Below are 23372 nucleotides of genomic sequence, written 5' to 3' on the forward strand. Positions count from 1 at the left end.
TATTGGCTGACTTGGCGAACCGAGCACTGCTCGGCCTGCGGGGCGGAGGAGTGCTCGGTTCGTGGCGTCATCATGGCACATGCGTGGCGCCATAGCGAGCCATTTATGGCGCAGCCCCATGCTGGCAATGGTGCAGCTGCCGGAGTGGAGTCACGAATATGCAGGTCGGCGACTTGGTGTCGCCCTAGTCCACGATGGCACCACACGAGATGTTGATCTCGGTGGAGGTGATGGTGCGCGCCTGGTCGGACGCCACGAAGGCCGCGGTGGCACCCACATCGCTCAGCGTCGCCGTGCGGGGGAGGAGCGTCGCCTCCTGAAGGCCCGCGGCGATCTCCGCCGCCCCGGGAAAGCCCTCGGGCAGCGATTCGGGTACGCCTCCAGTCTTGAGGGTGACGACGCGAATGCCGGACGGGCCGAGTTCACAGGCCCACTGGCGGCGCAGCCCCTCGATGGCGTCGAGCGCGATCTTGAAGCCGCCGAGCCCCGGGAGCGTCTGCGGCCCGCCACCGCCGAACGCGAGGATCACTCCCGTACCGCGTGCGGTCATGTGGCGGGCCGCGGCCCTGGTGGTGAGGAACTGCGAGCGCATCGCGTTCGTGATCGGCCGGAGGAAGTCGCTCACGGCGATCTCGGCCAGTGGCTGGTGCACATCGCCGTACCCGATGGCGTTGAACGAGATGTCGATGTGCCCCTCGCGCGCGGCGATGCCGTCGACGTAGGTGTCCACGGCCTGTTCGTCCAGGGCATCGACGACGCCGGTCTCCGCTACGCCGCCCTGCGCGCGGATCGCGTCGGCGACCGCGTCGAGCGTCTTGCCGGTGCGTCCTGCGAGGTGGACCCGCGCGCCCTCGCGGGTGAAGGCGCGCGCCACCGCGCCGCCGATCGGCCCTCCGGCCCCGTACAGCACGGCCACCTTGTTCTCGAGCAGCATGTCCCGGTCCTTCCTCGTGGTGCGAGTCCGGTGCGCCCGGATCTCGGAAGGTACGTCGGGACGGGCCGCCGGATTTCGACATCCGGCGGCGAGTCGCTGCTACCGCACCTCTTCACCGCCCACCACGACCAGCTCCGCACGTGTGCCGGGAATGTCCTCGGGGCGTACGCGCAGGATGTCCCGGGACAGGACGACGAAGTCGGCGAGTTTGCCGACGGTCAGGGAGCCGCGGTCGTCCTCCAGGAAGTTGGCGTACGCGGATCCCATCGTGTAGCCGTGGATCGCGGTCTCCACGTCCAGCGTCTCGCCCGGCTGCCAGGCGTCGCCGCCGCCGAGGGGGCGGCGGGTCAGGGCCGTGTAGATGCCGGCCATCGGGTCCATCTCGGCGACGTTCCAGTCGCTGGAGAGGGCGAGCACCGCACCCGCCTCGTGCAGGCTGCGCATCGGCCAGGCCTTGTGCCAGCGCTCGGCACCGATGTTCTCGGCCCAGTCCTGGCCGGGCCCCGCGATCTCGGGGGCGCAGTGACGCGGCTGCATACAGGCGACGACACCGAGCTCGGCGAAGCGCGGCGTGTCGGCGGGGTCCAGGCATTCGACGTGGACGACCTGGTGGCGGGCGTCGCGCGGACCGTTGAGGGAGCGGGCGTGCTCGACGGCGTCCAGGACGGTGCGGATGCCGCGGTCGCCCGTGGCGTGTACGAAGCACTGGAAGCCGCGGGCGTCCAGCTTGGCGAGCAGCTCCACGAACTCGTGCGGGGGATAGAACGTGTCGCCCCGGTGGTGCCCGCACCCGGCATAGGGCTCAAGGAGCGCGGCCGTGCGCGGCTCGACCACATCGTCGATGTACAGCTTCAGCGGTCCGACCCGCAGCCGGTCGTCGGCGAAGTCCCGCGCGGCCGCAGCGAAGTCGTCCAGGTCCGCGTCGGTCGTGCCGCGCGGATGGAAGAGCGCGGCGACGATCCGCGAGCGCAGCCGCCCTTCCGCGCGGGCGCGGCTGAACAGCGCCAGGTCGTCCAGGGAGTTCTGCGGCTCGACGACCGTGGTGATGCCGTACCCGATCGCGTCGTCCAGGCTCTTGGCCAGGCGGCCGTACTGCCGGTCGGGCGAGGCCCACGGCACGCCGAGCTCGTTCAGTGCCCGGTGGCCGTCGCGGGAGAGGCCCTTGACCGCGAAGTCCTTGATGAAACCGGTGGGTTCGCCGGTCTCCGGGTCGGTCTCGGCGCGGCCGAACGGCAGCGACGTACGGTCGCGGTCCACACCGAGGCGACGCAGCGCGGCCGTGTTGAGCCAGGCGGTGTGCACGTCGTAGCTGAGGACGAAGGCGGGGGTGTCCCCGGTGACGGGGTCGAGATCGGCGGCGTTCGGCATGCGGCCGCCGGGGATCGCGGAGTAGTCGAAGGCCTCGGCCTCGATCCAGTCGGCGTCCGGGTGGTGGTCGTGCCAGGCGCGGATGCGGTCGTGGATTTCGGCGAGGGTGCGGGCCCCGGCGAGCTGTACGCAGTCGTCGTCGGAGCCGAGGCGTACGTGGTTGTGGGCGTCGATGAAGCCCGGCAGGACAAGACGTCCGCGCCCGTCGACGACGCGGGTGCCCTGACCCGTCCAGGAGTCCGCCTCCTCGTCCGGCCCGAGCCACACGATGCGCCCGTCCCGCACGGCGAGGGCCTCGGCCGACGGGAGGTCCGGGTCGACGGTGTGGATACGGGCGTTGCGCAGGACGAGATCGGCGGGGCCGGGGGTGGTGCTGGTCATGAGGGGTGAACTCCTGGGGTGGTGCGGATGGTGGTGCGTGTCGTGCGCCGGCGAGGGGTGCTTCACGTCGATGGGGTGTGCTTCATGCCGAAGTGGAGGCGGGAGCGGGGGTGGCGGCGGGGATGCTGCGGCGGGCGAGCGCCCAGTACACGAGCCCGGCGACCACCGAGCCGAGGAGCGTGAGGTCGCCGCCGCCGAGCGGTGCGACCAGGGGTCCTGTCCACAGCTCGGAGTCGCAGGTCAGCGCGGCGAAGGCCATGCCGGCGACGAGGGCGGCCATCCCGGCGGGGTGGAATCCGGCCCGGTACCAGTACGCCCCGTCGCGCCCGGTGGTGTGCAGCGCGTCCGTGTCGTAGCGGCAGCGCCGCAACAGCATGTCGGCGAGGAACACCCCGCCCCACGGCGCGAACACGATGATCAGCAGGGAGAGGAAGCTGAGCAGCGACTCGGTGAAGTCGGTCAGGAAGAGCGCGCCGAGCGAGCCGAGTGCCGTGACGACGATGCTGATGACGATGGCCTTCGCACGGCTCCAGGGGATGCCGAGCACCTGCAGGTTGAGGCTGGAGGAGTAGAGCGTGAGGATCGAGTTGGTGACCGAGCCGCCGAGCACGAGCAGCAGGAACACCGCCTGGAACCAGCCCGGAAGCAGCTTCTCTACCCCCGCGACCGCGTCCGTCATGTCGGCCTGCGTGGCGGCCGCGACCCCCGCGACGCCGAGCGCGACCGAGGAGACGAAGCCGCCGAGCGCGCCGGTGAGCGTGATGGAGCGCAGCGAGGTGTCCCGGGGCAGATAGCGGGTGTAGTCGGCGGGCATCGGCAGATACGAGAACGGCCCGGCCAGCATGACGACGAACGCCCACGTCCAGCCGGAGAAGCCCGCGCCGCCGCCCGATGCGGCGCCGAAGTCGGCGTCGGGCAGCACGAAGAGCAGCAGCACCCCGAATCCGGCGGCCAGGACGTACGCCATCCAGCGCTCGGCGAGCTGCACGGTCGCGTGCCCCCACATGGCCACTGCGAAGGTCATCACGAGGGTCACCGCGAGCGCGAGGCCACGCGCCGCGTTCCCGCCGCCCGTCCAGCCGAGGTCGGTGAAGAGGGCCTCAAGGGCGAGCGTGCCGACCACGGTGTTGACGATGGTGTAGCCGATGGAGACGACCCAGTTGAGCAGCCCGGCGGGCCAGTTCCCGAGGACGCCGAAGGCCGCCCGGGAGATGACCAGGGTCGCGGTGCCGGTCCGGATGCCGCTGAGGCCCGCCGCGCTGATGACGAAGAACGCGAGACCGCCGATCACGACCACGGCGGTGGCCTGCCAGAAGCTGAGGCCGAAGCTGACGGCGAGGGCGCCGTTGATGACGTACGTGAAGGTCAGATTGGAGCCGAACCAGAGCCAGAACAGATCCTTGGCGCTGCCGTGCCGGTCGGCGTCGGGGATCGGGTCGATGCCGTGGGTCTCGACGCGGAACACCTCGTCGCTGGTGACTCCTGTGGCCTGTCTTGCCATGCGGGCACCTCACTCTCCGGCACCCAGACTTTGAATGCCGTTCTATGACTTTGAATGGCATTCAAAATGAGGCACGGGTTAGGGGGCCGTCAAGACCCTGCGCGAAATCGGCACGGAACGGCCCGGCTAGGCTCGAGGGCGTGGAGCGGGACGCGGGAACCGGAACGGGAGCAGGCATGGCACGACGGCGGGACGGGCAGGTCGCGCGGGACCGGATGCTCGAGGAGGCGATGACGGCGATCGCCGAGAACGGCCTCGCGGCGCTCACCATGTCCGCGCTTGCCGACCGCCTGGGCACCAGCGGCGGGCACATCCTGTACTACTTCGGCAGCAAGGACCGCCTGCTCCTTGAGGCGCTGCGCTGGAGCGAGGCGGCGCTCGCCGAGGAACGCCGCGCGCTGCTCGCGGGCCGGACGGCACCGGCCCGCAAACTCGACCGCTTCCTGCGGATGTACCTGCCCGCGGGGCCGCGCGACCCCCGCTGGATGCTGTGGATCGAGCTGTGGGCGCGCGCCGGTGCGAACGAACCGCTCCGCACGGCGCAGGACGAACTGGACCACGGCTGGCAGCAGGACCTGGAGGCGCTGCTCACCCAGGGCGCGGACCGGGGCGTGCTCACCGTGGACGACGCCGCGGGCCGTGCCGGTGAACTCCTCGCGCTGCTCGACGGCCTGAGCACCCGTGTCGTCCTGGGTCAGCGCGGCGCGGACCGCGGGGGCGCGCTCGCCTCGGCGCGCTCGGCGGCCGAGCGGCTGATCGGACGGCCCGAGCCCACGGGTGCGTAGCCCGAGCGGCCGAACGGGCAGGTCATGACCGGGCCGGAGCGTGGCAGTCTCCAGGCATGACCGAAAGCGCGAACCTCCATGTGGCCCACCCTCGGATCACGGTCCTTGGCGTCAATCCCGGCCGACCCCCCTTCCGCATCGTGGAGATCGACGGCGAGGTCGTCGGCGAGGCCACGGGGCTCGTCGACGTACTGGAGGTCGCCGCCCGGGCGGGCGTCGTCGTGCACGACGCGGATGATCCGGAGGTCGTGCACTGGGTGGGCGGCGACAAGTTCAAGTGGAAGCCGAGCTGACAGGGTCAAGTGGAGGCAGAGCTGGAGACGGCGGACCCGGTGACGGGGGAGCCGTCGTCACCGCACGGCGTGGGAGGGTGCGGATCGAGGTCGTAGATCCTTGCGAGCAGCTCGGCCTCGTTGCCCGTCAGGCCCGCGCGGCGCAGCGCCTCGTCGGCCTCCGCCATCGGTCCGGCGAGCAGCGAGGCCGCGGCGGCCGTCGGGACGGGACCCGTCAGGGCCGCACGTGCGGTGTGCAGCAGCCGCAAGCAGGCCTGGGCGGCGGCCAGTTCCGGGGTCGGCGTGCTGGTCATGGCAGAGCTCCTTAGCGCGGGTCGGTCCGGCCGGCGGTCGCACCGGCGGACCTTCCACTCTTGCGCATGGGTCTGACAATCGCGGTTGTACGCGGTCGTGTCGAAGTCCGCTACGGGGCGGCAGCGCCCCGTAGGGGCGCGGGGAACTGCGCGACAAGCCACGACGAACCCGCAGCCGAATACCGCACTTCCCGCGGAGCGCTAGGCGCGGCGGCTGAGCCGCAGCGTGAGCCCGTCCGGCATGAGCGTCAGACGCTCGGCGACCCGCAGCCGGTAGCCCGGATCGGGATGCAGGTCGTAGCGGCGCAGCAGCAGACCGAGGACCAACGTCGCCTCGTGCAGCGCGAACTGACGGCCGATGCAGGCACGGGCGCCGGTGCCGAACGGCTTGAAGACATGGGCGGGCCGGGCCCGGACGGCCGATGGCGCGAACCGGTCCGGATCGAAGGTCTCGGGGTGCTCGCCCCACGCCTCCGGGTCACGGTGCAGCAGCGTCGCAAGGACCAGCGCCCAGGCCCCCTCGCGCATCGGATGTGTGCCGCCGAGCGTCGTGTCCTGGCGGGCCTGGCGGGAGAAGCCGGGGGCGGTGGGCCACAGCCGCAGCGACTCGTCGAGGACGCGGCGCAGATAACGCAGCTTGGCGACTTGCTCGTACGCGGGTTCCGCCACGTCACCCCAGATCTCGTCGACCTCGGCCTGCGCGCGGGCCAGGACCTCGGGGGAGCGTGACAGGTAGTGCAGCGCGAACGACAGGGCGCCCGACGTCGTTTCGTGCCCGGCGACCAGGAAGGTGATGACCTGGCGGCGGATGTTCTCGGCGGAAAGACGCTCGCCGGTCTCGGGGTGGGCGACCTCCAGCATCCGGTCGAGCAGATCGCCGGTGCCGGTGCCGGTGCCTGTGCCCCGGCCGGGCGCCGCGCGCCGTGCCGCGACGACGTCGTCGACGGTGCGGTTGAGATAGGCCATGTCGGCCGTATTGCGCCGCGTCGCACCGCGCAGCACCAGCGGAGCGAGCGCGGGCGGCACGACATTGCGGCGCTGGGCGTAGGACAGCGTGCCGACCATCGCCGTCACGAACGGATGCGGCCGGGACCGCTCGAAGGACCCGAAGTCGTGCCCGAAGCCGGTGCGGGAGATCGTCTCCAGGGTCAGCTTCGTCATGTCGCCGGGCACGTCCACGGAGCGTCCCGCCGCCTCGCGCTCGTCCCAGCGGGCCGTCAACTGCCGGGCGACGTCCAGCATCAGCGGGTGGTAGCCCGCCATCGCGTCACGGCTGAACCCCGGTGCGAGAACGTCGTGCGCGAGCTGCCAGTTGGGCTCGTGGTTGTAGGCGGTGAACAGGCCGTCCCCGGCGAGCGGCCGCAGATTGGCGACGCCGAGCCCCACATGCTTGGCGAACCGTGACTCGTCGGCCAGCTCCGCCGCGAGCTCGGCACCCCAGACGAAGACGATCTCCTTGCCGAAGGCCTTGCGGCGGAAGATCGGCCCCAGGGCCCGCCCGATCCGCATCGAATCCTGCACGGGCGTACGCACGTTGGCGCCGAGGACATCGCCGATCAGCGGCACGCGGCGCGGCGGATGCGGCACGAGGTCGAGCCGCGGCCACCCGAGGTCGGCACTGCGGAACCCCTTCGGCGTGGGGGCACCCGCCGGCTCCGCCACCTGAGACAACTGCGCCATGAGTGCCATCTCCCTTGTGCCACGCGCTCGTTGAGCCTGTTGTACGCGGATTCAATAAGGCGCTTCAGTCTGGTCCCCTTATTGAATCCACGTCAAGTAAGGTGCTCCCATGGCCGCGAAACCGCAGGAACGCACGCGCCGCAGACTCAGCACCGAGGAGCGGCGCGAGCAACTGCTCACGGCGGGGGCGCGGCTCTTCGCGGAGAATCCGTACGACGACGTATGGGTCGAGCGGGTGGCGGAGATCGCCGGTGTCTCACGCGGCCTGCTGTACCACTACTTCCCGACCAAGAGCGACTTCTTCGCCGCCGTCGTGCAGCGCGAGAGCCTGCGCATGCTGCGGCTGACGGCAGCGGTGCCGGGGATCCCGGTCCGCGAGCAGGTCACCACGGGCCTCGACACGTTTCTTTCGTACGTGGAGGCGCACGCGGAGGGCTTCCGCGCCTTCCACCGGGCTCAGGCGACGGGCGACCCGACCGCGCGCAAGGTCTACCGCGAGAGCCTCGCGGCGCAGGAACACCAGATCCTCGAGGCCCTGGCCGCGGACCCCGAAGCGGCGGCCACCGCACACGACTTGCCCACCCTGCGCCTGGCCGTGCGCGGCTGGCTCGCGTTCATGGTGGCCGTCTGCCTGGAGTGGCTCGAGGAGCCGGAACTGCCCAGGGAACAGGTGCGGGACCTCTGCGCGAGAGCGCTCCTGGGCGCGATCTCGCCCTGAGGCGTAACGTACGTACACGTGCTCGGTCCGCCACCCGGAGGTACCCGGATGAGACTGCCGAAGGCCGCACACACCGAACGCCCCTGGCGGATCCACGAACTCACCCGTGACTTCGAGGTCGAGGACGTGTGGGCGCTGCCGACGCCCGGCGGCCCCGACGACTTCCCCCGCCTGGTCTCACAGACCGTCTCCGGGAACTTCCCCGACGGCGCCCCGCTCGCCGCGCGCTTGCTCTGGGAGGCCCGCTGGAAGATCGGGAAGGTGCTCGGCTGGGACCGCCCGAAGGCCGGCATCGGCACCCGGGTGACCTCGCTGCGCAACCGCATGCCCAAGGACCTGCGCGACGTCCCGACGGGGCCGGAGTTCGCCTCGCTCCCGTTCGCCCCGCTGTACCTGCTGGAGGACGAGTGGGCGGCGGAGCTGGCCAACGGGACCGTGCACACCGTGATGCACATGAGCTGGGTCCCGGACGGGTCCGGCGGCCACCGGGGCCAGATGGCGGTCCTGGTGAAGCCCAACGGACTGCTCGGCGCCGCCTACATGGCCGCGATCAAACCCTTGCGATACCTGGTCGTGTACCCGGCACTCATGCGGAAGATCGAACGGGAGTGGCGTACGACGCCGTGAAGCGGACCGGTTGACGGTGGTGTCACTTGGGTCAGCGGGCCAGGTGGGCACGGAGGAGGCTGGCCACCTCGTGGGCGGCCTCCTCCGGAATCCAGTGCCCGATTCCGGTCAGGGTGTGCAGGGTGTACGGGCCGGTCACGAACCTGCGGGTGAGCTCGGCGCCGGTGCGGCCGAGCGCGGGGTCGCTGTCGCTCGGGACGAACAGGGTCGGGACCGTGATCTTGGCCAGGCGGCCCGGCGGGTTGAACGGCACGGCCCGGTACCAGTCGCGGGCCGATGAGCTCATCAGCCAGGTCGTCGACCTGCTCGGCCTGGATGTCCTCGCGCCGGACAGCGGTCTGCGCCAAGGGACTTGAACCTGTCCGCCGGGACGGGAGCCATGATGGGGCCATGGCGTTGTCGACGGAGTTGACGGAGTTGTTGGGCGTACGGCACCCGATCGTGCTGGCGCCGATGGGTGGTTCGGCCGGCGGCGCGCTGGCCGCAGCCGTGTCCCGGGCGGGCGGGCTCGGGATGGTGGGCGGTGGCCACGGGGAACGGCCGTGGCTGGAGCGAGAGTTGGCGATCGTCGCGGAGAGCACCGCCGAACCGTGGGGAGTCGGCTTTCTGACCTGGGGGACCGAAGTCGACGCGGTGGAGCGTGCGCTGGAGTTCCGTCCCGCCGCGGTGATGTTGTCCTTCGGCGACCCGGGCCCGTTCGTCGACCGGATCCGCCGGTCCGACGCGGTTCTGATGGTTCAGGTCACCGACCTCGATGAGGCGAGGCGTGCCGTGGAGGTGGGGGCCGATGTGATCGTGGCCCAGGGGACGGAGAGCGGTGGGCACGGTGCGCGGCACGGGCGGTCCACGTTGCCGTTCGTGCCGCTCGTGGTGGATCTCGCGGCGCCCGTACCGGTGTTGGCGGCAGGCGGGATCGCCGATGGCCGGGGCGTGGCCGCGGCGCTGGCCCTGGGCGCGGCCGGAGCGCTCATCGGCACGCGTTTCCAGGCCACCACCGAGGCCCTGGTCGCCCCCTCGATCCGTACGGCGATCATCGAAGGCCGAGGCCAGGACACCGAGCGCAACGGAGTGTTGGACATCGCCCGCGGCGCGGGCTGGTCGACGGACCGGTACACCGCCCGCGTACTGAGCCATCCCTATCTCGACCGATGGCGCGGCCGGGAGGCCGAGCTGGCCGGTGACGCGCAGGCGCGTCAGGAGTACCAGGACGACGTGGCACGAGGGGCGATTCCACCCCTGCCGGTCTGGGCGGGCGAGGCCGTCGACCTCATCACCGATGTGCCGTCCGCGGCCGACCTCGTGACCGACCTGGCCGCCCAGGCCGAGGACGCGCTGAGCCGCGCGGGAAGGCATCGGCCGAACGACCAGCCACGGGGTTAGGGGGCTTCGGCATCTGGCGAAACAGAGTCTGTCCGGCTAGCGGTGCTGATGTGCTCCTGGAGTGTGCCCGAAGACACGGCGGAAGACATCGATGAACGCGCTGGCGGACGACCAGCCGCACCTGTGTGCCACGGTGGTCACCGGGATGTTCTCGGCAAGCAGCACCAAGGCGTGGTACAGGCGCAGTTGGGTGCGCCACTGCGGGAAGGTCATGCCGAGATCGGCCTTGAAGAGGCGGGAGAGCGTGCGGTCGCTGGCGCCGACCTCCCTGCCCAGTGCGGCCAGGGTGCGGTCGTCGGCCGGATTCGTGCGCAGCATCTCGCACACTGCCTTCAGCTGAGGGGCGGTCGGGGTGGGCAGGTGCAGCGGCTCCTGGGGCGAGGCCCGCAACTGATCGAGCAACACGGCCCGCAGCCGCCCACGTTCGGGACCGTCGTCGTGCGGGGTGCGCGTGTAGGCGAGGATCAGTTCACGAAGGAGGGGGCCGACTGCCAGCACGGTCGGCTTGTCCAGGCCGAGCGGGTTGTCACTCGCGGGCAGGCCCACCAGGTGCAGCGCGAGTTCGCCGTGGGCCTGGTGAGCATGCACGGTGCCGGCCGGTACCCAGATGGCGCGCGTACCCGGCGCGATCCACGAGCCCGTACTGGTCGTCACGGCCAGCACGCCCCGGCCCGCGTAGACGATCTGGTGGTCGTCGTGGCGGTGCGCGTCTATGGCGGCCCCGGGGGCCAGCCACTGGGTGCGGGTCGGCGCTACCGGCTCGTGGCGGATTTCCGTCATTGATCGGCAGTTTATCGGAAGCGCGACACGTTGCCCGGCGAAGACCATGGCGATGTGCCAAGGAACAGATCAATCATCATGCTGTCGGTCGGCCATGCCTGCGTCGACGTCTACCAAGGCGCTGTCGCGTCGCTCGTCCCGTTCTTCGTCGCCGAGCGCGCCTACAGCTACGCCGCGGTCTCGGGCATCGTGCTCGCCGCGTCTCTGCTGTCCTCGGTCGCGCAACCGGTGTTCGGCGCGCTCACCGACCGCTGGGCCATGCCCTGGCTCCTGCCGGTGAGTACGATCCTCGGCGGACTGGGTATCGCCTTGAGCGGTTTGAGTGGTTCGTACGCTCTGACGCTGGCGTTCGTGGCGGTGTCCGGTGTCGGGGTCGCCGCCTACCATCCCGAGTCCGCCCGCGTCGCGCGGCTCGTCAGCGAGGGCAGCCACAGCGCGATGGGCTGGTTCTCCCTGGGGGGCAACCTCGGCTTCGCCGCCGCGCCGCTCATGGTCACCGCCGTCGTCGCCTCCGGCGGACTGCGCCTGTCGCCGCTGCTTGTGGTGCCGGCCCTCGCCGGCAGCGTGCTGTGCCTGCCTGTCCTGCGCGCACTGGAGAAGACAGCACGCGGCGGCTCCGGCACCGCAGTTGCGACGGGCGCCGACGACAGGGCGTCGTTCGTGAAGCTGTCGCTGGCCGTGGTCTGCCGGTCCATCGTCTTCATCGGCCTGAGCACGTTCATCTCGCTCTACGCACAGGAGCGTCTGGGAGGCGGTACGGCAGCGGGCACCGCGGCGCTGGTCGTGCTCTATCTCGGCGGCGCGGTCGGCTCCGTGCTGGGCGGCAACCTGGCCAACCGCTGGGACCGGGTCACTGTCGCCCGCTGGTCGTACCTCCTCACGATCGCCGCCGTCGCGGGGATCGTGTTCATGCCCGGCCCGGCGATCTACGTGTTCGTGGCGCTGACCTCCGCCGGCCTGTACGTCCCCTTCTCACTGCAGGTCACCCTCGGCCAGGACTACCTGCCCACACGCGTCGGCACCGCCAGCGGCATCACCCTCGGGCTGACCGTCAGCATCGGCGGCCTGGTCAGCCCTCTCATCGGCAGCGTCGCCGACGCGACCTCCCTGCGTACCGCCCTGACACCGCTGATCCTGATGCCCGCCCTGAGCTGGCTGTTGTTCCGCACACTGCCCGAACCCACCGCGCCGAAGCCCACGGCGGCGGCGCAACAGAGCGGAGACGACACGGATGCCGAGGCAGCCCCCGCACGGCCGGCCAACTTCTCGGCGTAGTCGGTCAAGCCACGATCTCGACGTACCCGTCGGTTCCGTGCACGCGGATCCGCTGCCCGTCCCGGATCAGCCGCGTGGCCTGCTCCACGCCCACGACCGCCGGCAGGCCGTACTCCCGGGCGATCACCGCGCCATGGGTCATCAGGCCGCCCACCTCCGTCACCAGGCCCGCGACTCCGACGAACAGCGGCGACCAGCTGGGGTCCGTGTAGGTCGTGACCAGGATGTCGCCCGCTTCGAGATCGGCGTCCGCCATGTCCAGGATGACGCGGGCCCGTCCCTCGACGGTCCCGGCGGAAACCGGCAGGCCGATCAGCGCACCGGCCGGCACGTCGTCGCGCCGGTACGCCCCGGTGACGGCCTCACCGTCCGAGGTGAGCACCCGGGGCGGGATGAGCGCGTGGTACGACCGGAAGGCCTCCTTGCGCTCCTTGATGAGCCGGTCGTCCACCTGGTCCTGGTTCGAGCGCACGACGTCGTGGAGTTCCTGGAACGTGAGGTAGAAGATGTCCTCCTTCTCAGAGAACACGCCTGCCTGCACGAGCCGCTCGGCCTCCTCCAACAGGGCCTGCTTGTAGAGGAAGTAGCGGCTGACGATGCCGTACTTCGGGTACTCCCGGTACCCGATGAAGTTCCGGACCCGGTCGATCATCCGCTTGGTCTCGTCGGCCTTCTGTTCCCCGTCCGGCAGGGCCCGCAGGCGGGACAGTACGTCCTGTTCCTTCTCCCGCGCCTTCTGCCGCCCTAGCTCGAACCGCCGCTCGGCGGCGCCCGGTTCGAAGTTCCTGACGTTGTCGAGGATGACGGGAACGAGCGTGGTGGGGTGCTCACGCCAGCGCGGCCTCGTGATGTCGATCTCGCCGACGCAGCGCATGCCGTACCGCTCGAGGTAGGACTCGATGGCGTCGCGCGCTTCGGCCCCGCCGCCCGCGAGCTTCGCCAGCTCGTCCAGGAAGCCTTCGTCCTCGACGCCCTGAAGGAAGGCGACGACCTCCGGATGCGGTCGGATCACGTCCGCGACGTCGAGCAGCGCGAGACCCATCTCCGACGTGATGTTGTCGGGGGCGGACAGGGTGAGCGTGTCCGCCGCGTTCTTCTCGCCCAGCCACTCCTGCAGCTGGTCGTTGAGCCACCAAGTGGCCTCCATCCCCGCCATGATCGCCTGAAAGTTCAGCGGATCGCTGAGGATTCGCTTGTGCTCCTCGAAGGCCTCGAGCAGGAAGTCGAACAGCGCCGGTCCGCTCTTCGTCCGGATGCCGCGCTCCAGGGCGGCGATGGATGCCCGGCTGCGCTCGATCAGCTCGGTGACGATGGCCGGATCGGTCTCGGCCGGGGCGGGCGGGCCGCCGACCGGGGGCCCGCCGGGACCCGCGTCAGGGAGCGTCGGGATGAAATCGTCGCGGTCGAGGACGGTCTCCAGAGCGTCCTTGATCAGTGGATCGCCTCTCCCGATGACGTCCAGGAGGGCGGCGCGGCTCGCGGGCGAGGCCAGGCGCCGGGTGACGTCGACGAACAGCCTCCCGGCGGCCTCGTGCATCGGCACCATGGCCGTCAGCTGCCACATGGAGAACCCCAGGGGCTTCATGGGGTCGGTCATCATCTGCTGATGACCGACGGAGACGTACACGTGATTCTCCTGATCGCCGCCCTGGGGGACGGGGATGGGGAACAGCGTCGTGATCGGCCGACTCTGAACGATCTGGAAGCCGTCGTCGACCAGGCACCATTCGATGTCCTGCGGGCGGCCGAAGTGCGCTTCGATCCGCCGCCCGAGCTGTACGAGCCACACGATCTGAGCATCCGTCAGCGCGGGCCGCTCCTGCCGCGGCGGATCGATCGCCACTTCCTGCGTACCGCCGGCCGGCAGGGCGCGAACGGCCCGCTGCTTGGCGGCGATCGCCTTGGCGACGACCGCACCGTCTTGCACCTTGAAGACGTCCGGGTTCACCAGGCCGGAGACCAGGGCCTCGCCGAGGCCGAAGCCGGCTTCCACGGTGGCGACCTTCCGGTTGCCCGTGACGGGGTCGGCGGTGAACAGGATGCCGGACGCATCCGGGAAGACCATCTGCTGCACGACCACGGCCATGCGGACCGCACGGTGGTCGATGCCGTTCCGCCGGCGATAGGTCACGGCACGCTCGGTGAACAGCGAGGCCCAGCACCGGCTGACGTGCTGAAGGATCGCCGCCGGCCCCACGACGTTCAAGTACGAGTCCTGCTGGCCGGCGAAGGAGGCCGTCGGCAGATCCTCTGCCGTCGCGCTGGACCGGACGGCGCAGGCGGCCTGCTCGCCGAGCCGGCCGAGCGCGCCGGTGATCGCCGCCGCGAGATCGCCCGGGACGGCGATCCCTTCGATGATCCGGCGGATCTGCGCGCTGAGCGTGCGGATCCCCTCCCGGTCGTCCGGGTCCAGGCGCGACAACTGATCGAGCCGCTCGCCGATCGACGGCGCTTCCGCCACGATCCGCCGAAAGGCATCCGTCGTCACGCAGAAGCCACTCGGTACGCGGATGCCGTCGACGCGCGACAGCTCGCCCAAGTGCGCGCCCTTGCCGCCGACGACGGCGACCTGCGTCTCGTCCACCTCTTGAAGACCCAACACGTACTGCCCGATCACTGCGACACCTCCGAGGCAGCCGTGTTCCGTTGCACGGCACTGGCCGATCGAATCACCGGCGACGCCAACTCTGCCGAATACGTCTCTGCCGAATACGTCGACAACACACCCACGACGCGCCCTCGTTTCGCCGACGGGGTTGACCCTGACCCTGCGTCAGGGTTGGAGCCTGGGCGCATGACGAACCACAGCACTTCCTCGGCTCGGCTCGCCCCGCCGATCGGGGGATTCCAGGAGATCGAAGGCCGCCGCATTTTCGTGCACCGGTCGGGCAGCGGCGGACCGGCCGTCGTGTTCCTGCCGGGCGCCGGCGCGGTGGGTCTGGACTACTTCGGGGTCCAGCAGGCAGTTTCGCAGTTCACCACCGCCGTTGTGTACGACCGCGGCGGCACGGGATTCAGCGATGCCCTGCCGCTGCCGCGCACCGCCGCCGCGGTCGCCACGGAACTGCGCGAGCTGCTGCGTGCCCAGCACATCGCCGCCCCCTACGTTCTGGTGCCGCACTCCCTCGGCGGCTTCTACGCGCATCGGTTCGCGCAGCTGTACCCGCAGGACGTGGCAGGCCTTGTCTCGTTGGACGCCTTCCATCGCGACTGGGACGACTTCATGCCGCCCGAGGCGTCTCTGGCCTCGGTCGAGCGGATGGCACCTGGTCGGGAGCAGCTGGAACAGATGCGCCCGGCCCTGCGCGAGATGTACGCCGAGCTGCACGCGGACGACCCGGAGCAACTGCGGCAGGCGCTGGTCGATGCCAAGGTGAGCGACGCATGGACCGACGTGGGCATCGCCGAGCGCGGCAAGCTGGCCGGACTCGCCACCGAACTGCGGGCCGGGCCGGAGACTCCCGATGTCCCGGTGATCGCTCTCACCGTGGTCGGCACCGACCCGGGCCAGAAGGGGCTGATGTCGGAGCGGACGTTGCAAGAGATGCAGGACGGCCGCACGAGAATGGACGCTGCCCTGGTGAGCGGGGTCTCGCACGGCGAACAGCGCATCCTCTCCGACACGGCCCACCACCGACTCTGCTTCGACCGACCCGATGCCGTGACCCAGGCGATCCGCGACGTCATCGACCGCGCGGCTCGCCTCTAGAATCGGCCGGATCACATTTCACGTAGACCCTGATCGCGATTCGCGTAAACCCCCGATCGCCATTCACGTAGACCCGAGGAGGACGGTGCTCACGATCAGCCGGCTCGCGGCGACCGCCGGAGTGACCGTGCGCACCGTCCGCCACTACCACCACGTCGGCCTCTTGCCCGAGCCCGAGCGCGATGCCTCCGGCTACCGCCGGTACAGCGCGCAGGCGGCAGTGGATCTCATCCGGATCAGAACCCTCGCCGATGCGGGGGTACCACTGGCCCGAATCGACGCGCTGCTGCACGCGCAGCCGACCGAATTCGCCGCGGCCGTCACCGACATCGACGCGGAACTGCGGCGCAAGATCGGCCAACTCACCGAATACCGCCGCCGGATCGCCCAACTGGACAGCGGCGAAAGGCTTGTCCTGCCCCCCGAGGTGGTCGCCATCCTGGACCGGATGCGCGGCCTCGGGGTCAGCGAACGGAGGGTGCTGCTCGAGCGCGACGCGTGGATCCTGATGCAGGCGCTGGATCCGCACGTCATGCCGGAGCGGATACGGGACAAGAACGCGGGCTTGGACGACCCCGAGACCACGCGCCTGTTTCTCGCCTGTGATCAGGCAGTCGAATGGGATCCGTACGATCCACGCCTGGAGCGGCTCATCGACGACCTGGACGCGTGGGAGATCAAACAGGAACGGGACGGCAGCCGGCCGGGGTATCTGAAGCTGGTGTCTTCCCGGATCTCCGAGGCGTCACCGGCATGGCAACGCATCGTCGACGCGCTCGACCACCGCGCCGAGCGGCGCCGCACCGCCGGGCGCGCGAGCTGAAGCAGGCGGCTCAGGACGGCAGGAATCCGGCCCGGAAGTGCGTGAACAGCGTGGTGTACGACGTCGCGTCACCGTCCGCGAGGCGGCCCGCCGCCCAGAGGTAGAAGTCGTCCGCCTCCGCGTCGATCCAGTCGTACGTCGGGTCGAAAGGGCCCGAGTCCGGTGCAGGGTAGGGGAGTTCGAGGGCCGTGCCCTGGGCGTCCTCGATCGTGAAGAGGCGGGTGCCGTGCGCCTGGGTCGACTGATGGACCGTCACCGTGGCGCAGTTCCAGCGGTGTTCGCCGTGCTGCAGCCACAGGGTCTCCGTGTCGGCGTACAACGCCGTCGCCGCGTCCGCGCCCACGTGGACGAAGCCGTGGCAACGGCCGGACGCGGGGGAGAGGAGCCCCGTTCGGGGGTTCAGCTCCCACGTCCGGCCGTGGTGGTCGTAGTCCCGCAGGATCATGGAGGTCAGCCGCGCGGCGGGATGCCGAGTTCCTGGTCGACGGCGGCGCTGGTGCGGGTGGCCGCCTCGATGACCTTGGCCCAGCTGCCGTACTTGGCGTACTGCTGGTCTGCGGTCGGGCCCAGCGGGTTGCCGTACTTCTCCATGTTCCGCTGCTCCAGGGCCTGCACCGCCTCGGGGGTCATCCCGGCGCGGGTGATGTCCTTGGCATGGTTGCGCATGTCGACCAGGACGCGGGCGATCTCCTCGTCGGAGCGGCCCTCCTCGTGCATGTGGTCCGCCACGGCCTCCATGGTGTCCAGGAGCAGGTGGTAGCGGAGCCGGGTCTCGCGGGCCTGCTCGCGCTCCTGCGGGCTCATCTGCCGGATGAGGCAGACCGCGGGGTCCCTGCTGGTGCACGGTTCGTCCGCGGTGGGAGGCGGGGCGAGCAGTGTGCTGACGGACGCCGCCTGCGGCACCCGGACGTCCGCGTGGGCGTGCGCCGGGGCGAGCAGGACGGTGCTCAGCGTGGTCAGCAGGGGGAGGAGGAACAGGGCGACGAGTCGGGGGAGGGCGGCGCGGACGGGGGAAGCGGCCATGAGACGGGCACGCACGTAGGAACTCTCCTTCACCTGACGGCAGGTCAATCGGGGCGAAGGGGACGTTACGGCGAGAGGTCGTCGCCGGGCGGCCGTCGCTGCCGCGCGTCCGGGTGATGGGCAGGGCGTTCACCGTGACGTACCACGTACACGTCACGTACCACGTACACGTCACGCGCCATCAGGAACGTCACGCGCCACCAGCGGAACGTCACGCGTCGGCAGCCGACCGTCAGGTGCCGGCCGGCCGCAGGCTCAACGCGTGCAGGGCCAGCTGCATCTCGAACTGCGCGGCCGGATCGTGCAGCCGGTCGCCGAAGACCTCGTCCAGCTGCCGCAGGCGGTAGCGGACGGTCTGCGGGTGGACGGCGAGGCGGGTGGCGACCTCGCTCGCGTTGTGCCCGGACCGGAGCCAGCACAGCAGCGTCTCCGCAAGGCGTTCGCGCTGCGGCGAGCGCACTTCCCGCAGCGGCAGCAGATGCCGCTGGGCGAGCGCGTCGATCAGCGCCTCGTCGTGGAAGAGCAGCAGCGTCGCCAGATGGTCCGCGCAGTGCAGGAGGCCCGCGTGGGGCAGGATGCCGCGCCGGGAGAGCTCCAGGGCGTCGAGCGCCCAGCGCAGCGAGCGTGCCCCCTCGTGCAGCGCCACCGTGGGACCGATCACCGCGCGCAGCCCCTGCAGCGCGGCCGCGATCGTGCGGGCACGGCCGGGTCCTTCCGGGTCGGGTACGACGAGACAGCCGGGCTGCTCGGAGAAGCGGGCGAGGAACTCCGGCGGCACGATGGGCCGGATGGTCTCGGGGGTGAGGGCGTGGTCGATGACGACGACGGCCACCTCGCGCGGGATGGGCCACTGGGCGCTCTGCGCGAGATCGGCGATGGCCTCGGCGGACGCCGGCGGATCGGCGGTGAGCAGACCGATGAGCCGGTCCCGGCGCTGCTGCAGCTCACCGGCCGCGTGCAGCCGGGCCTCGGTGTAGCCCGCGGTCGTCGCCGCGGCCATCTCGTCCAGGTGCAGGAAGAGCGCCTCGCCGAAGGCGGCGAGCACATGCCGGGGCAACAGGTCGGCGTCGACCAGGGCGTTGACCCTGCGCCACGTCACCCGCGCGCCGAGCCGCAGCGCCGACTGGAACGAGTCGAGGCTGCGCCCCTCGTCCGCCTCGCCCCTGCCGATGCTCTGATAGGTGGCCTTCACCGACTCCCAGTCGGTGTCCGGGTGGGCCATGCGGGCGAGGAATCCCTGCAGGGCCTGCTCCACACCGCGGTTCACGACGTGCATGTACGTGTTGTCCGTCGGCCGGGCGTACTCCGGTATCTCCGTACGTATGGCCTGCACCACCTCCGCGGTGATGTCGTCCAGATACGGCCGAACATGGTCGTGCAGGCCCGAGGGAAAGGCGCTGAACGCGGCGTGCGACTTCTCTGCGGGGGCGCTCAGGGGTGCCGGAGTGCCGGCCGAGGCCATGCCCGCGGGCGGCATCGATCCGTTGACCATGGAGTGCTCCCTCTGCGCGCGGGACAAACGTTCGGTGAAGATACCGCCCGAAGGTGCGCGGAAGACCATCGGGTGATGGACACACATGGTGCGGCCTCTTGTCACTCGGGGGACAAGAGGCCGCAACGGTGAACTCGGTCACGGCAGCGGGCAGTTGCCGAACTCCAGGTACGTCACACGCCGTCCAGGAACGCACCCGTCCGTGACGCGCTCACCCGCGTGAGCTCCTTCGGGGTGCCCTCGGCCACGATCTCGCCGCCCGCCGCGCCGCCCTCGGGACCCAGGTCGACGACCCAGTCGGCGGCGCGGATGACGTCGAGGTTGTGCTCGATGGTGATGACGCTGTTCCCGGCGTCGACCAGGCGTTGCAGCACGCCGAGCAGCCGTGCCGTGTCGGCGGCATGCAGGCCGGTGCTCGGCTCGTCCAGGAGATACAGCGTGCGGCCCGTGGCGCGGCGGCCCAACTCCTTGGCCAGCTTGACGCGTTGGGCCTCGCCGCCGGACAGGGTGGTCGCGGGCTGCCCGAGCTGAAGATAGCCGAGCCCGACGTCGGACATCCGCTGGAGGCGCGTGGCCGCGCCCGGCACGGCCTCGAAGAGGGAGAGCGCCTCGTCGACGGTCATCTCAAGGACCTGCGCGATGTCATGACCGCCGTACCGCGCACCGAGCACCTCGGCCCGGAAGCGGCGGCCCCGGCAGGCAGGACAGCGCACCTCCACGTCGGGGAGGAAGTGCATCTGCACCGTGAGGACCCCCGCGCCCGCGCAGCGCTCGCAGCGGCCACCCGCCACGTTGAACGAGAAGTGCCCGGCGGTCAGCCCCCGTTGCCGTGCGTCGGCGCTCGCGGCGAACGCCTCACGGATCGGGGTGAACGCGTCCGAGTACGTCGCCGCGTTCGACCGCGGCACCCGGCTGATCGCCTGCTGGTCGATGGTGACGACCTTGTCGATGTGCTCCCAGCCGTCGATCCCGTCGTGCGCCCCCGGCGCCTCGCCCGCACCGTGGAAACGCTGCCGCGCCGCACGGCCCAGAATGTCAAGGACCAACGACGACTTGCCCGATCCCGAAGGGCCGCTCACCGCGATGAGCCGCCCCAGCGGCAGCCGCGCGGTGACGTTCCTGAGGTTGTGCGCCCGCGCCCCGCGGATCACCAACTCCTTGCCGGTGCCCGGCCGGTGGGCCGCGGGCAGCGGCATCGCAAGGCGCCCCGACAGATGGTCGCCGGTGACCGACCCGGGGGTCGCCGCCACCTCCCGCGGCGACCCCGCGGCGACGATGCGCCCGCCGTCGCGGCCCGCGCCGGGCCCGACATCGATGACGTGGTCGGCCGCCCGCAGCACGTCCAGGTCGTGCTCGACGACCAGGACCGTGTTGCCCAGATCGCGCAGCCGGCGCAGGACGCCGACCAGTCGTGCGGTGTCCGCGGGATGCAGCCCGATCGTCGGCTCGTCCAGGACGTACAGCACGCCCGTGAGTCCGCTGCCGAGCAGCGAGGAGAGCCGCAAGCGCTGGGCCTCGCCCGCGGAGAGACTGGGGGTGGCCCGCTCCAGGGTCAGATAGCCGACGCCGACGTCGGTCAGACGCCGCACACGTTCCCGCAGATCGTCCACGATGGGCTCGGTGACCTGCCACGCCTCGTCGTCGGTGACATGGCCGCGCAGTGCGCCGATCCACTCGGCGAGCTCGTCGAGCGGCAGCCGCGCCGCGTCGACGATGGTGAGACCGGCGACGGTGACCTGCCGGCTCTCCGGCCGAAGCCGGGTGCCTTCGCAGTCCGGGCAGACGTCGTTGACGAGGAACTTCTCCGTCTTCTCGCGGTAGGCGGCATCATCGATGCGTTCGGCGTACCGGCGCAGCACGGCCGTCACCACGCCCTCGAAACGTCCGCGCGCCACGGTGGCCGGTGGCTCGACGCCCGGGAAGTGGCGGCGGAACGCGTCACTCTCGACGCCGTGGAGCAGCAAGTCGCGTTGTACGTCGCCCAGTTCGCGTACGGGAGTGTCCGCGTGGAAAGTGAAGCCGTAGTGCTCCCCCGCGGCCCGCAGGACCGGGACGTTGCGCGCGGTCAGCACGGGCAGCCAGCCGAGCACGGCCCCCGCCGCGACGCTCAGCCCGTCGTCGACCAGGCGGCGCACATCGGCCTGGAACACGGTGCCGATACCGGTGCAGGTGGCGCACGCGCCGGCGGGCTTGTTGAAGGAGAAGGTGCCCATCACCATGCCGGGGACGGCCGTCCCGCAGTGCGGGCACGGCAGGGAGGGGGCTTCGCCGTCGGCGGACTCGCCCGCGGACGTCTCGTCGCCCCAGAGCTCGTCACCGTCCACGTGATAGGCGGGCGGGACGTCCTGCCCGCACGCCGGGCAGGGGCGGTGGCCGATGCGCGCCCACAGCAGACGCAGATAGGTGAAGACCTCGGTGACCGTGCCGACCGTCGACCGGGGGCTGCGGTTGGTCAGATGCTGGTCCACGCTGATCGACGGGGAGAGACCGGTGATCGAGTCGACCGCCGGCTTGCTGACGAACGTGGTGACCAGGCCGAGCGACTCCAGGTACTGCCGCTGGCCCTCCCGATGCAGGGTGTCGAACGCGATCGTGGACTTGCCGGAGCCGGAGAGCCCGGTCAGGACGACGAGCTTGTTCTTGGGGACGTCGAGCGACACGTTCTTGAGGTTGTGCAGGCGTGCGCCCTTGATGCGGATCGAGTCGGCGTTGACAGTGCTGGCATCCATGCCTTCAAGTGTTCCATTGAAGTCCTACTTGAGACTTTTGCAGCTGGATTGCCTGTACGAGTGAGAATCCGCGCCGCTAACCTTCAACTCGGGGATGCGTCCGGGCTGTCCGAAGGAGAGGTCGATCGATGAGCCGAGCCGAAACGGCACTGCGCCCCGTCGACCTGGCGCGGGCGGCCGGAGTCTCCACCCAGCAGATCCGCAACTACGCCGACGCGGGCATCCTGCCGCCCACCCCGCGCACGCCCGCCGGATACCGCAGGTTCGACACGCGCCACCGCCGCGCCCTGCTCGCCTACCGCGCGCTCGTTCCGGGGTACGGCCTGTACACCGCCCAGGCGATCATGCGGGCCGTGCACGCCGACGACCTCCCCCTGGCCCTCACCCTCATCGACGCGGGCCATGTCGAACTGCACGAGCAGCGGCGCTCCCTCCAGGCGGCGGGCGAGGCGCTGGAAGCCGTCGCGAAGGAGACCCCGGACGACACCCCGCAGGCCTCCGACGCACCGCGCCTGCGGATCGGAGAGGTCGCCGCCCGCCTGGGCGTGCGTACTTCGGCGCTGCGGGTGTGGGAGGCCGCGGGCCTGCTGCACCCGCAGCGCGAACCGGTCACCCACTACCGCTGGTTCGGCCCCACCGACGTACGCGACGCCCGCATCGTCAGCATCCTCCGACAGGGCCACTACCCCCTGCCCCAGATCCAGTCCGTCCTCGACGGACTGCGCGAGACGGGCAGCCCCGACGCCCTGCGCGCGGCCATCGCGCAACGCCTCGCGGCCCTGACGGGGCGGGCGACCGCCATGCTCGCGGCATCGGGCCGCCTGCACGGCTACGTCACCGGCGAACCCGAGTACGAACCCGATTCCGAGCACCAGCACGATCAGGCATGATCGGGCGATGGACGTGATCACAGGGACCGAGATGATCGACATTCCGGCGGGACGGGTGACCCTCTCCGACCGCCGGACGCGGCGCAGTTGGGCGGTCGACGTCGCGGCCTGTCGCATCGCGGCGTACCCGGTCACCCAGGCGCTCTACGCGCGGATCACCGGCCTCCGGCCCAGCACCGCAGACGGGGACAGGCTGCCGGTCGAAGGGGTCTCCTGGTGGGACGCGGTCCGGTTCTGCAACGCGCTGTCCGAGCACGACGGGTTCACGCCCGCCTACCGCATCGACGGCGAGAGCGACGGCGAAGGCATCGCGTGGGATGCGTCGGCCGACGGCTACCGACTGCCGACCGAGGCCGAGTGGGAGCACGCCTGCCGCGCAGGTACCGCCGGGCCGCACTACGGGCCGCTCGACGAGATCGCCTGGTACCGCGGCAACTCGGACGAGCGGATCCACGACGTGGGCGGCCGACGGCCCAACGCGTGGGGCCTGTACGACATGCTCGGCAACGTCTGGGACTGGTGCTGGGACATCTACGACCCGGATGTCTACGGCAGCTACCGGGTGCTGCGCGGCGGAGGCTGGTTCGACGAGCACTGGAGCTGCCGGGCCTCCGCGCGGCGGCGCAGCCACCCCAGCTACCGGGTCGACGACGTGGGCTTCCGCCTCGCGCGTTCCCTGGGGCGCTGACCG

Annotated in this window: 22 protein-coding genes; 10 read left to right on the top strand and 12 right to left on the bottom strand. The window is 70.9% G+C overall.

Features of this window, described 5'->3' with window-relative positions:
* Positions 1 to 184: 184 nt before the first annotated feature.
* From OG453_RS42730 to OG453_RS42740, 3 genes are all read right to left on the bottom strand, one after another.
* Positions 185 to 934, bottom strand: coding sequence for an SDR family NAD(P)-dependent oxidoreductase (locus OG453_RS42730; protein ID WP_266874191.1), 750 nt, complete (start codon positions 932 to 934; stop codon positions 185 to 187).
* Between the two features lie 99 nt (positions 935 to 1033).
* Entirely contained in the window at positions 1034 to 2683 is a 1650-nt protein-coding gene (locus OG453_RS42735; RefSeq protein ID WP_266874192.1) for an amidohydrolase, read from the bottom strand.
* Between the two features lie 82 nt (positions 2684 to 2765).
* Positions 2766 to 4184 carry a cytosine permease gene (locus OG453_RS42740; RefSeq protein ID WP_266874193.1) on the bottom strand — a complete coding sequence of 473 codons (1419 nt, stop codon included), beginning with the start codon at positions 4182 to 4184 and terminating at the stop codon, positions 2766 to 2768.
* 176 nt (positions 4185 to 4360) lie between these two features.
* On the opposite strand from OG453_RS42740, the gene OG453_RS42745 reads away from it, so the two are divergent.
* Both OG453_RS42745 and OG453_RS42750 read left to right on the top strand, forming a co-directional pair.
* The gene (locus OG453_RS42745) at positions 4361 to 4969 is read left to right on the top strand and encodes a TetR/AcrR family transcriptional regulator (RefSeq protein WP_266874194.1); all 609 of its coding nucleotides are present in this window, start codon (positions 4361 to 4363) and stop codon (positions 4967 to 4969) included.
* 56 nt (positions 4970 to 5025) lie between these two features.
* Positions 5026 to 5262 (top strand): hypothetical protein, encoded by a 237-nt coding sequence (locus OG453_RS42750; protein ID WP_266874195.1) that lies wholly within the window; start codon positions 5026 to 5028, stop codon positions 5260 to 5262.
* Between the two features lie 5 nt (positions 5263 to 5267).
* Here OG453_RS42750 and OG453_RS42755 read toward each other — a convergent pair whose 3' ends face one another.
* The gene (locus tag OG453_RS42755; RefSeq protein WP_266874197.1) at positions 5268 to 5555 is read right to left on the bottom strand and encodes a hypothetical protein; all 288 of its coding nucleotides are present in this window, start codon (positions 5553 to 5555) and stop codon (positions 5268 to 5270) included.
* 201 nt (positions 5556 to 5756) lie between these two features.
* Positions 5757 to 7235 (bottom strand): cytochrome P450, encoded by a 1479-nt coding sequence (locus OG453_RS42760; protein WP_266874198.1) that lies wholly within the window; start codon positions 7233 to 7235, stop codon positions 5757 to 5759.
* A 109-nt stretch (positions 7236 to 7344) separates the two neighbouring features.
* Here OG453_RS42760 and OG453_RS42765 point away from each other — a divergent pair, with 109 nt between their 5' ends.
* Together OG453_RS42765 and OG453_RS42770 are read left to right on the top strand one after the other, a co-directional pair.
* Positions 7345 to 7953, top strand: a complete 609-nt coding sequence (locus tag OG453_RS42765; RefSeq protein ID WP_266874199.1) for a TetR/AcrR family transcriptional regulator — start codon at positions 7345 to 7347, stop codon at positions 7951 to 7953.
* A gap of 48 nt (positions 7954 to 8001) precedes the next feature.
* Positions 8002 to 8580, top strand: a complete 579-nt coding sequence (locus OG453_RS42770; protein ID WP_266874200.1) for a DUF2867 domain-containing protein — start codon at positions 8002 to 8004, stop codon at positions 8578 to 8580.
* A 31-nt stretch (positions 8581 to 8611) separates the two neighbouring features.
* Here the strand turns inward: OG453_RS42770 and OG453_RS42775 are convergent, their stop codons facing one another.
* Positions 8612 to 8866, bottom strand: a complete 255-nt coding sequence (locus OG453_RS42775) for an alpha/beta fold hydrolase (protein WP_266874201.1) — start codon at positions 8864 to 8866, stop codon at positions 8612 to 8614.
* A gap of 104 nt (positions 8867 to 8970) precedes the next feature.
* Between OG453_RS42775 and OG453_RS42780 the strand changes: the two genes are divergently transcribed.
* Positions 8971 to 9960 carry a nitronate monooxygenase family protein gene (locus tag OG453_RS42780; protein WP_266874202.1) on the top strand — a complete coding sequence of 330 codons (990 nt, stop codon included), beginning with the start codon at positions 8971 to 8973 and terminating at the stop codon, positions 9958 to 9960.
* Between the two features lie 36 nt (positions 9961 to 9996).
* Here the strand turns inward: OG453_RS42780 and OG453_RS42785 are convergent, their stop codons facing one another.
* Positions 9997 to 10740, bottom strand: coding sequence for a helix-turn-helix domain-containing protein (locus tag OG453_RS42785; RefSeq protein ID WP_266874203.1), 744 nt, complete (start codon positions 10738 to 10740; stop codon positions 9997 to 9999).
* Positions 10741 to 10794: 54 nt separating this feature from the next.
* On the opposite strand from OG453_RS42785, the gene OG453_RS42790 reads away from it, so the two are divergent.
* On the top strand, positions 10795 to 12015 hold the full coding sequence (locus tag OG453_RS42790; protein ID WP_266874204.1) for an MFS transporter: 1221 nt from the start codon (positions 10795 to 10797) through the stop codon (positions 12013 to 12015).
* Between the two features lie 4 nt (positions 12016 to 12019).
* Here the strand turns inward: OG453_RS42790 and rph are convergent, their stop codons facing one another.
* Complete coding sequence (gene rph, locus OG453_RS42795) at positions 12020 to 14632, bottom strand: rifamycin-inactivating phosphotransferase (protein ID WP_266874205.1); 2613 nt, start codon at positions 14630 to 14632, stop codon at positions 12020 to 12022.
* 177 nt (positions 14633 to 14809) lie between these two features.
* On the opposite strand from rph, the gene OG453_RS42800 reads away from it, so the two are divergent.
* Positions 14810 to 15724, top strand: coding sequence for an alpha/beta fold hydrolase (locus OG453_RS42800; protein WP_266874206.1), 915 nt, complete (start codon positions 14810 to 14812; stop codon positions 15722 to 15724).
* A gap of 85 nt (positions 15725 to 15809) precedes the next feature.
* Entirely contained in the window at positions 15810 to 16547 is a 738-nt protein-coding gene (locus tag OG453_RS42805; RefSeq protein WP_266874207.1) for a MerR family transcriptional regulator, read from the top strand.
* A gap of 10 nt (positions 16548 to 16557) precedes the next feature.
* Here the strand turns inward: OG453_RS42805 and OG453_RS42810 are convergent, their stop codons facing one another.
* The 4 genes from OG453_RS42810 to uvrA all read right to left on the bottom strand — a co-directional run bounded on the left by OG453_RS42810 (position 16558) and on the right by uvrA (position 21791).
* A complete protein-coding gene (locus tag OG453_RS42810) occupies positions 16558 to 16992 on the bottom strand; it encodes a hypothetical protein (RefSeq protein ID WP_266874208.1) in 435 nt (144 codons plus the stop codon).
* 5 nt (positions 16993 to 16997) lie between these two features.
* A complete protein-coding gene (locus OG453_RS42815) occupies positions 16998 to 17585 on the bottom strand; it encodes a hypothetical protein (RefSeq protein WP_266874209.1) in 588 nt (195 codons plus the stop codon).
* 217 nt (positions 17586 to 17802) lie between these two features.
* A complete protein-coding gene (locus tag OG453_RS42820) occupies positions 17803 to 19062 on the bottom strand; it encodes a helix-turn-helix domain-containing protein (protein ID WP_266874210.1) in 1260 nt (419 codons plus the stop codon).
* Positions 19063 to 19235: 173 nt separating this feature from the next.
* Positions 19236 to 21791: an excinuclease ABC subunit UvrA gene (gene uvrA, locus OG453_RS42825; RefSeq protein ID WP_266874211.1), complete on the bottom strand. Its 2556-nt coding sequence runs from the start codon at positions 21789 to 21791 to the stop codon at positions 19236 to 19238.
* A 128-nt stretch (positions 21792 to 21919) separates the two neighbouring features.
* On the opposite strand from uvrA, the gene OG453_RS42830 reads away from it, so the two are divergent.
* Together OG453_RS42830 and OG453_RS42835 are read left to right on the top strand one after the other, a co-directional pair.
* Entirely contained in the window at positions 21920 to 22681 is a 762-nt protein-coding gene (locus OG453_RS42830) for a MerR family DNA-binding transcriptional regulator (RefSeq protein ID WP_266874212.1), read from the top strand.
* A gap of 7 nt (positions 22682 to 22688) precedes the next feature.
* Entirely contained in the window at positions 22689 to 23369 is a 681-nt protein-coding gene (locus tag OG453_RS42835) for an SUMF1/EgtB/PvdO family nonheme iron enzyme (RefSeq protein WP_266874213.1), read from the top strand.
* Positions 23370 to 23372: the final 3 nt, after the last annotated feature.

This window comes from Streptomyces sp. NBC_01381 (assembly GCF_026340305.1).
GTDB lineage: Bacteria > Actinomycetota > Actinomycetes > Streptomycetales > Streptomycetaceae > Streptomyces.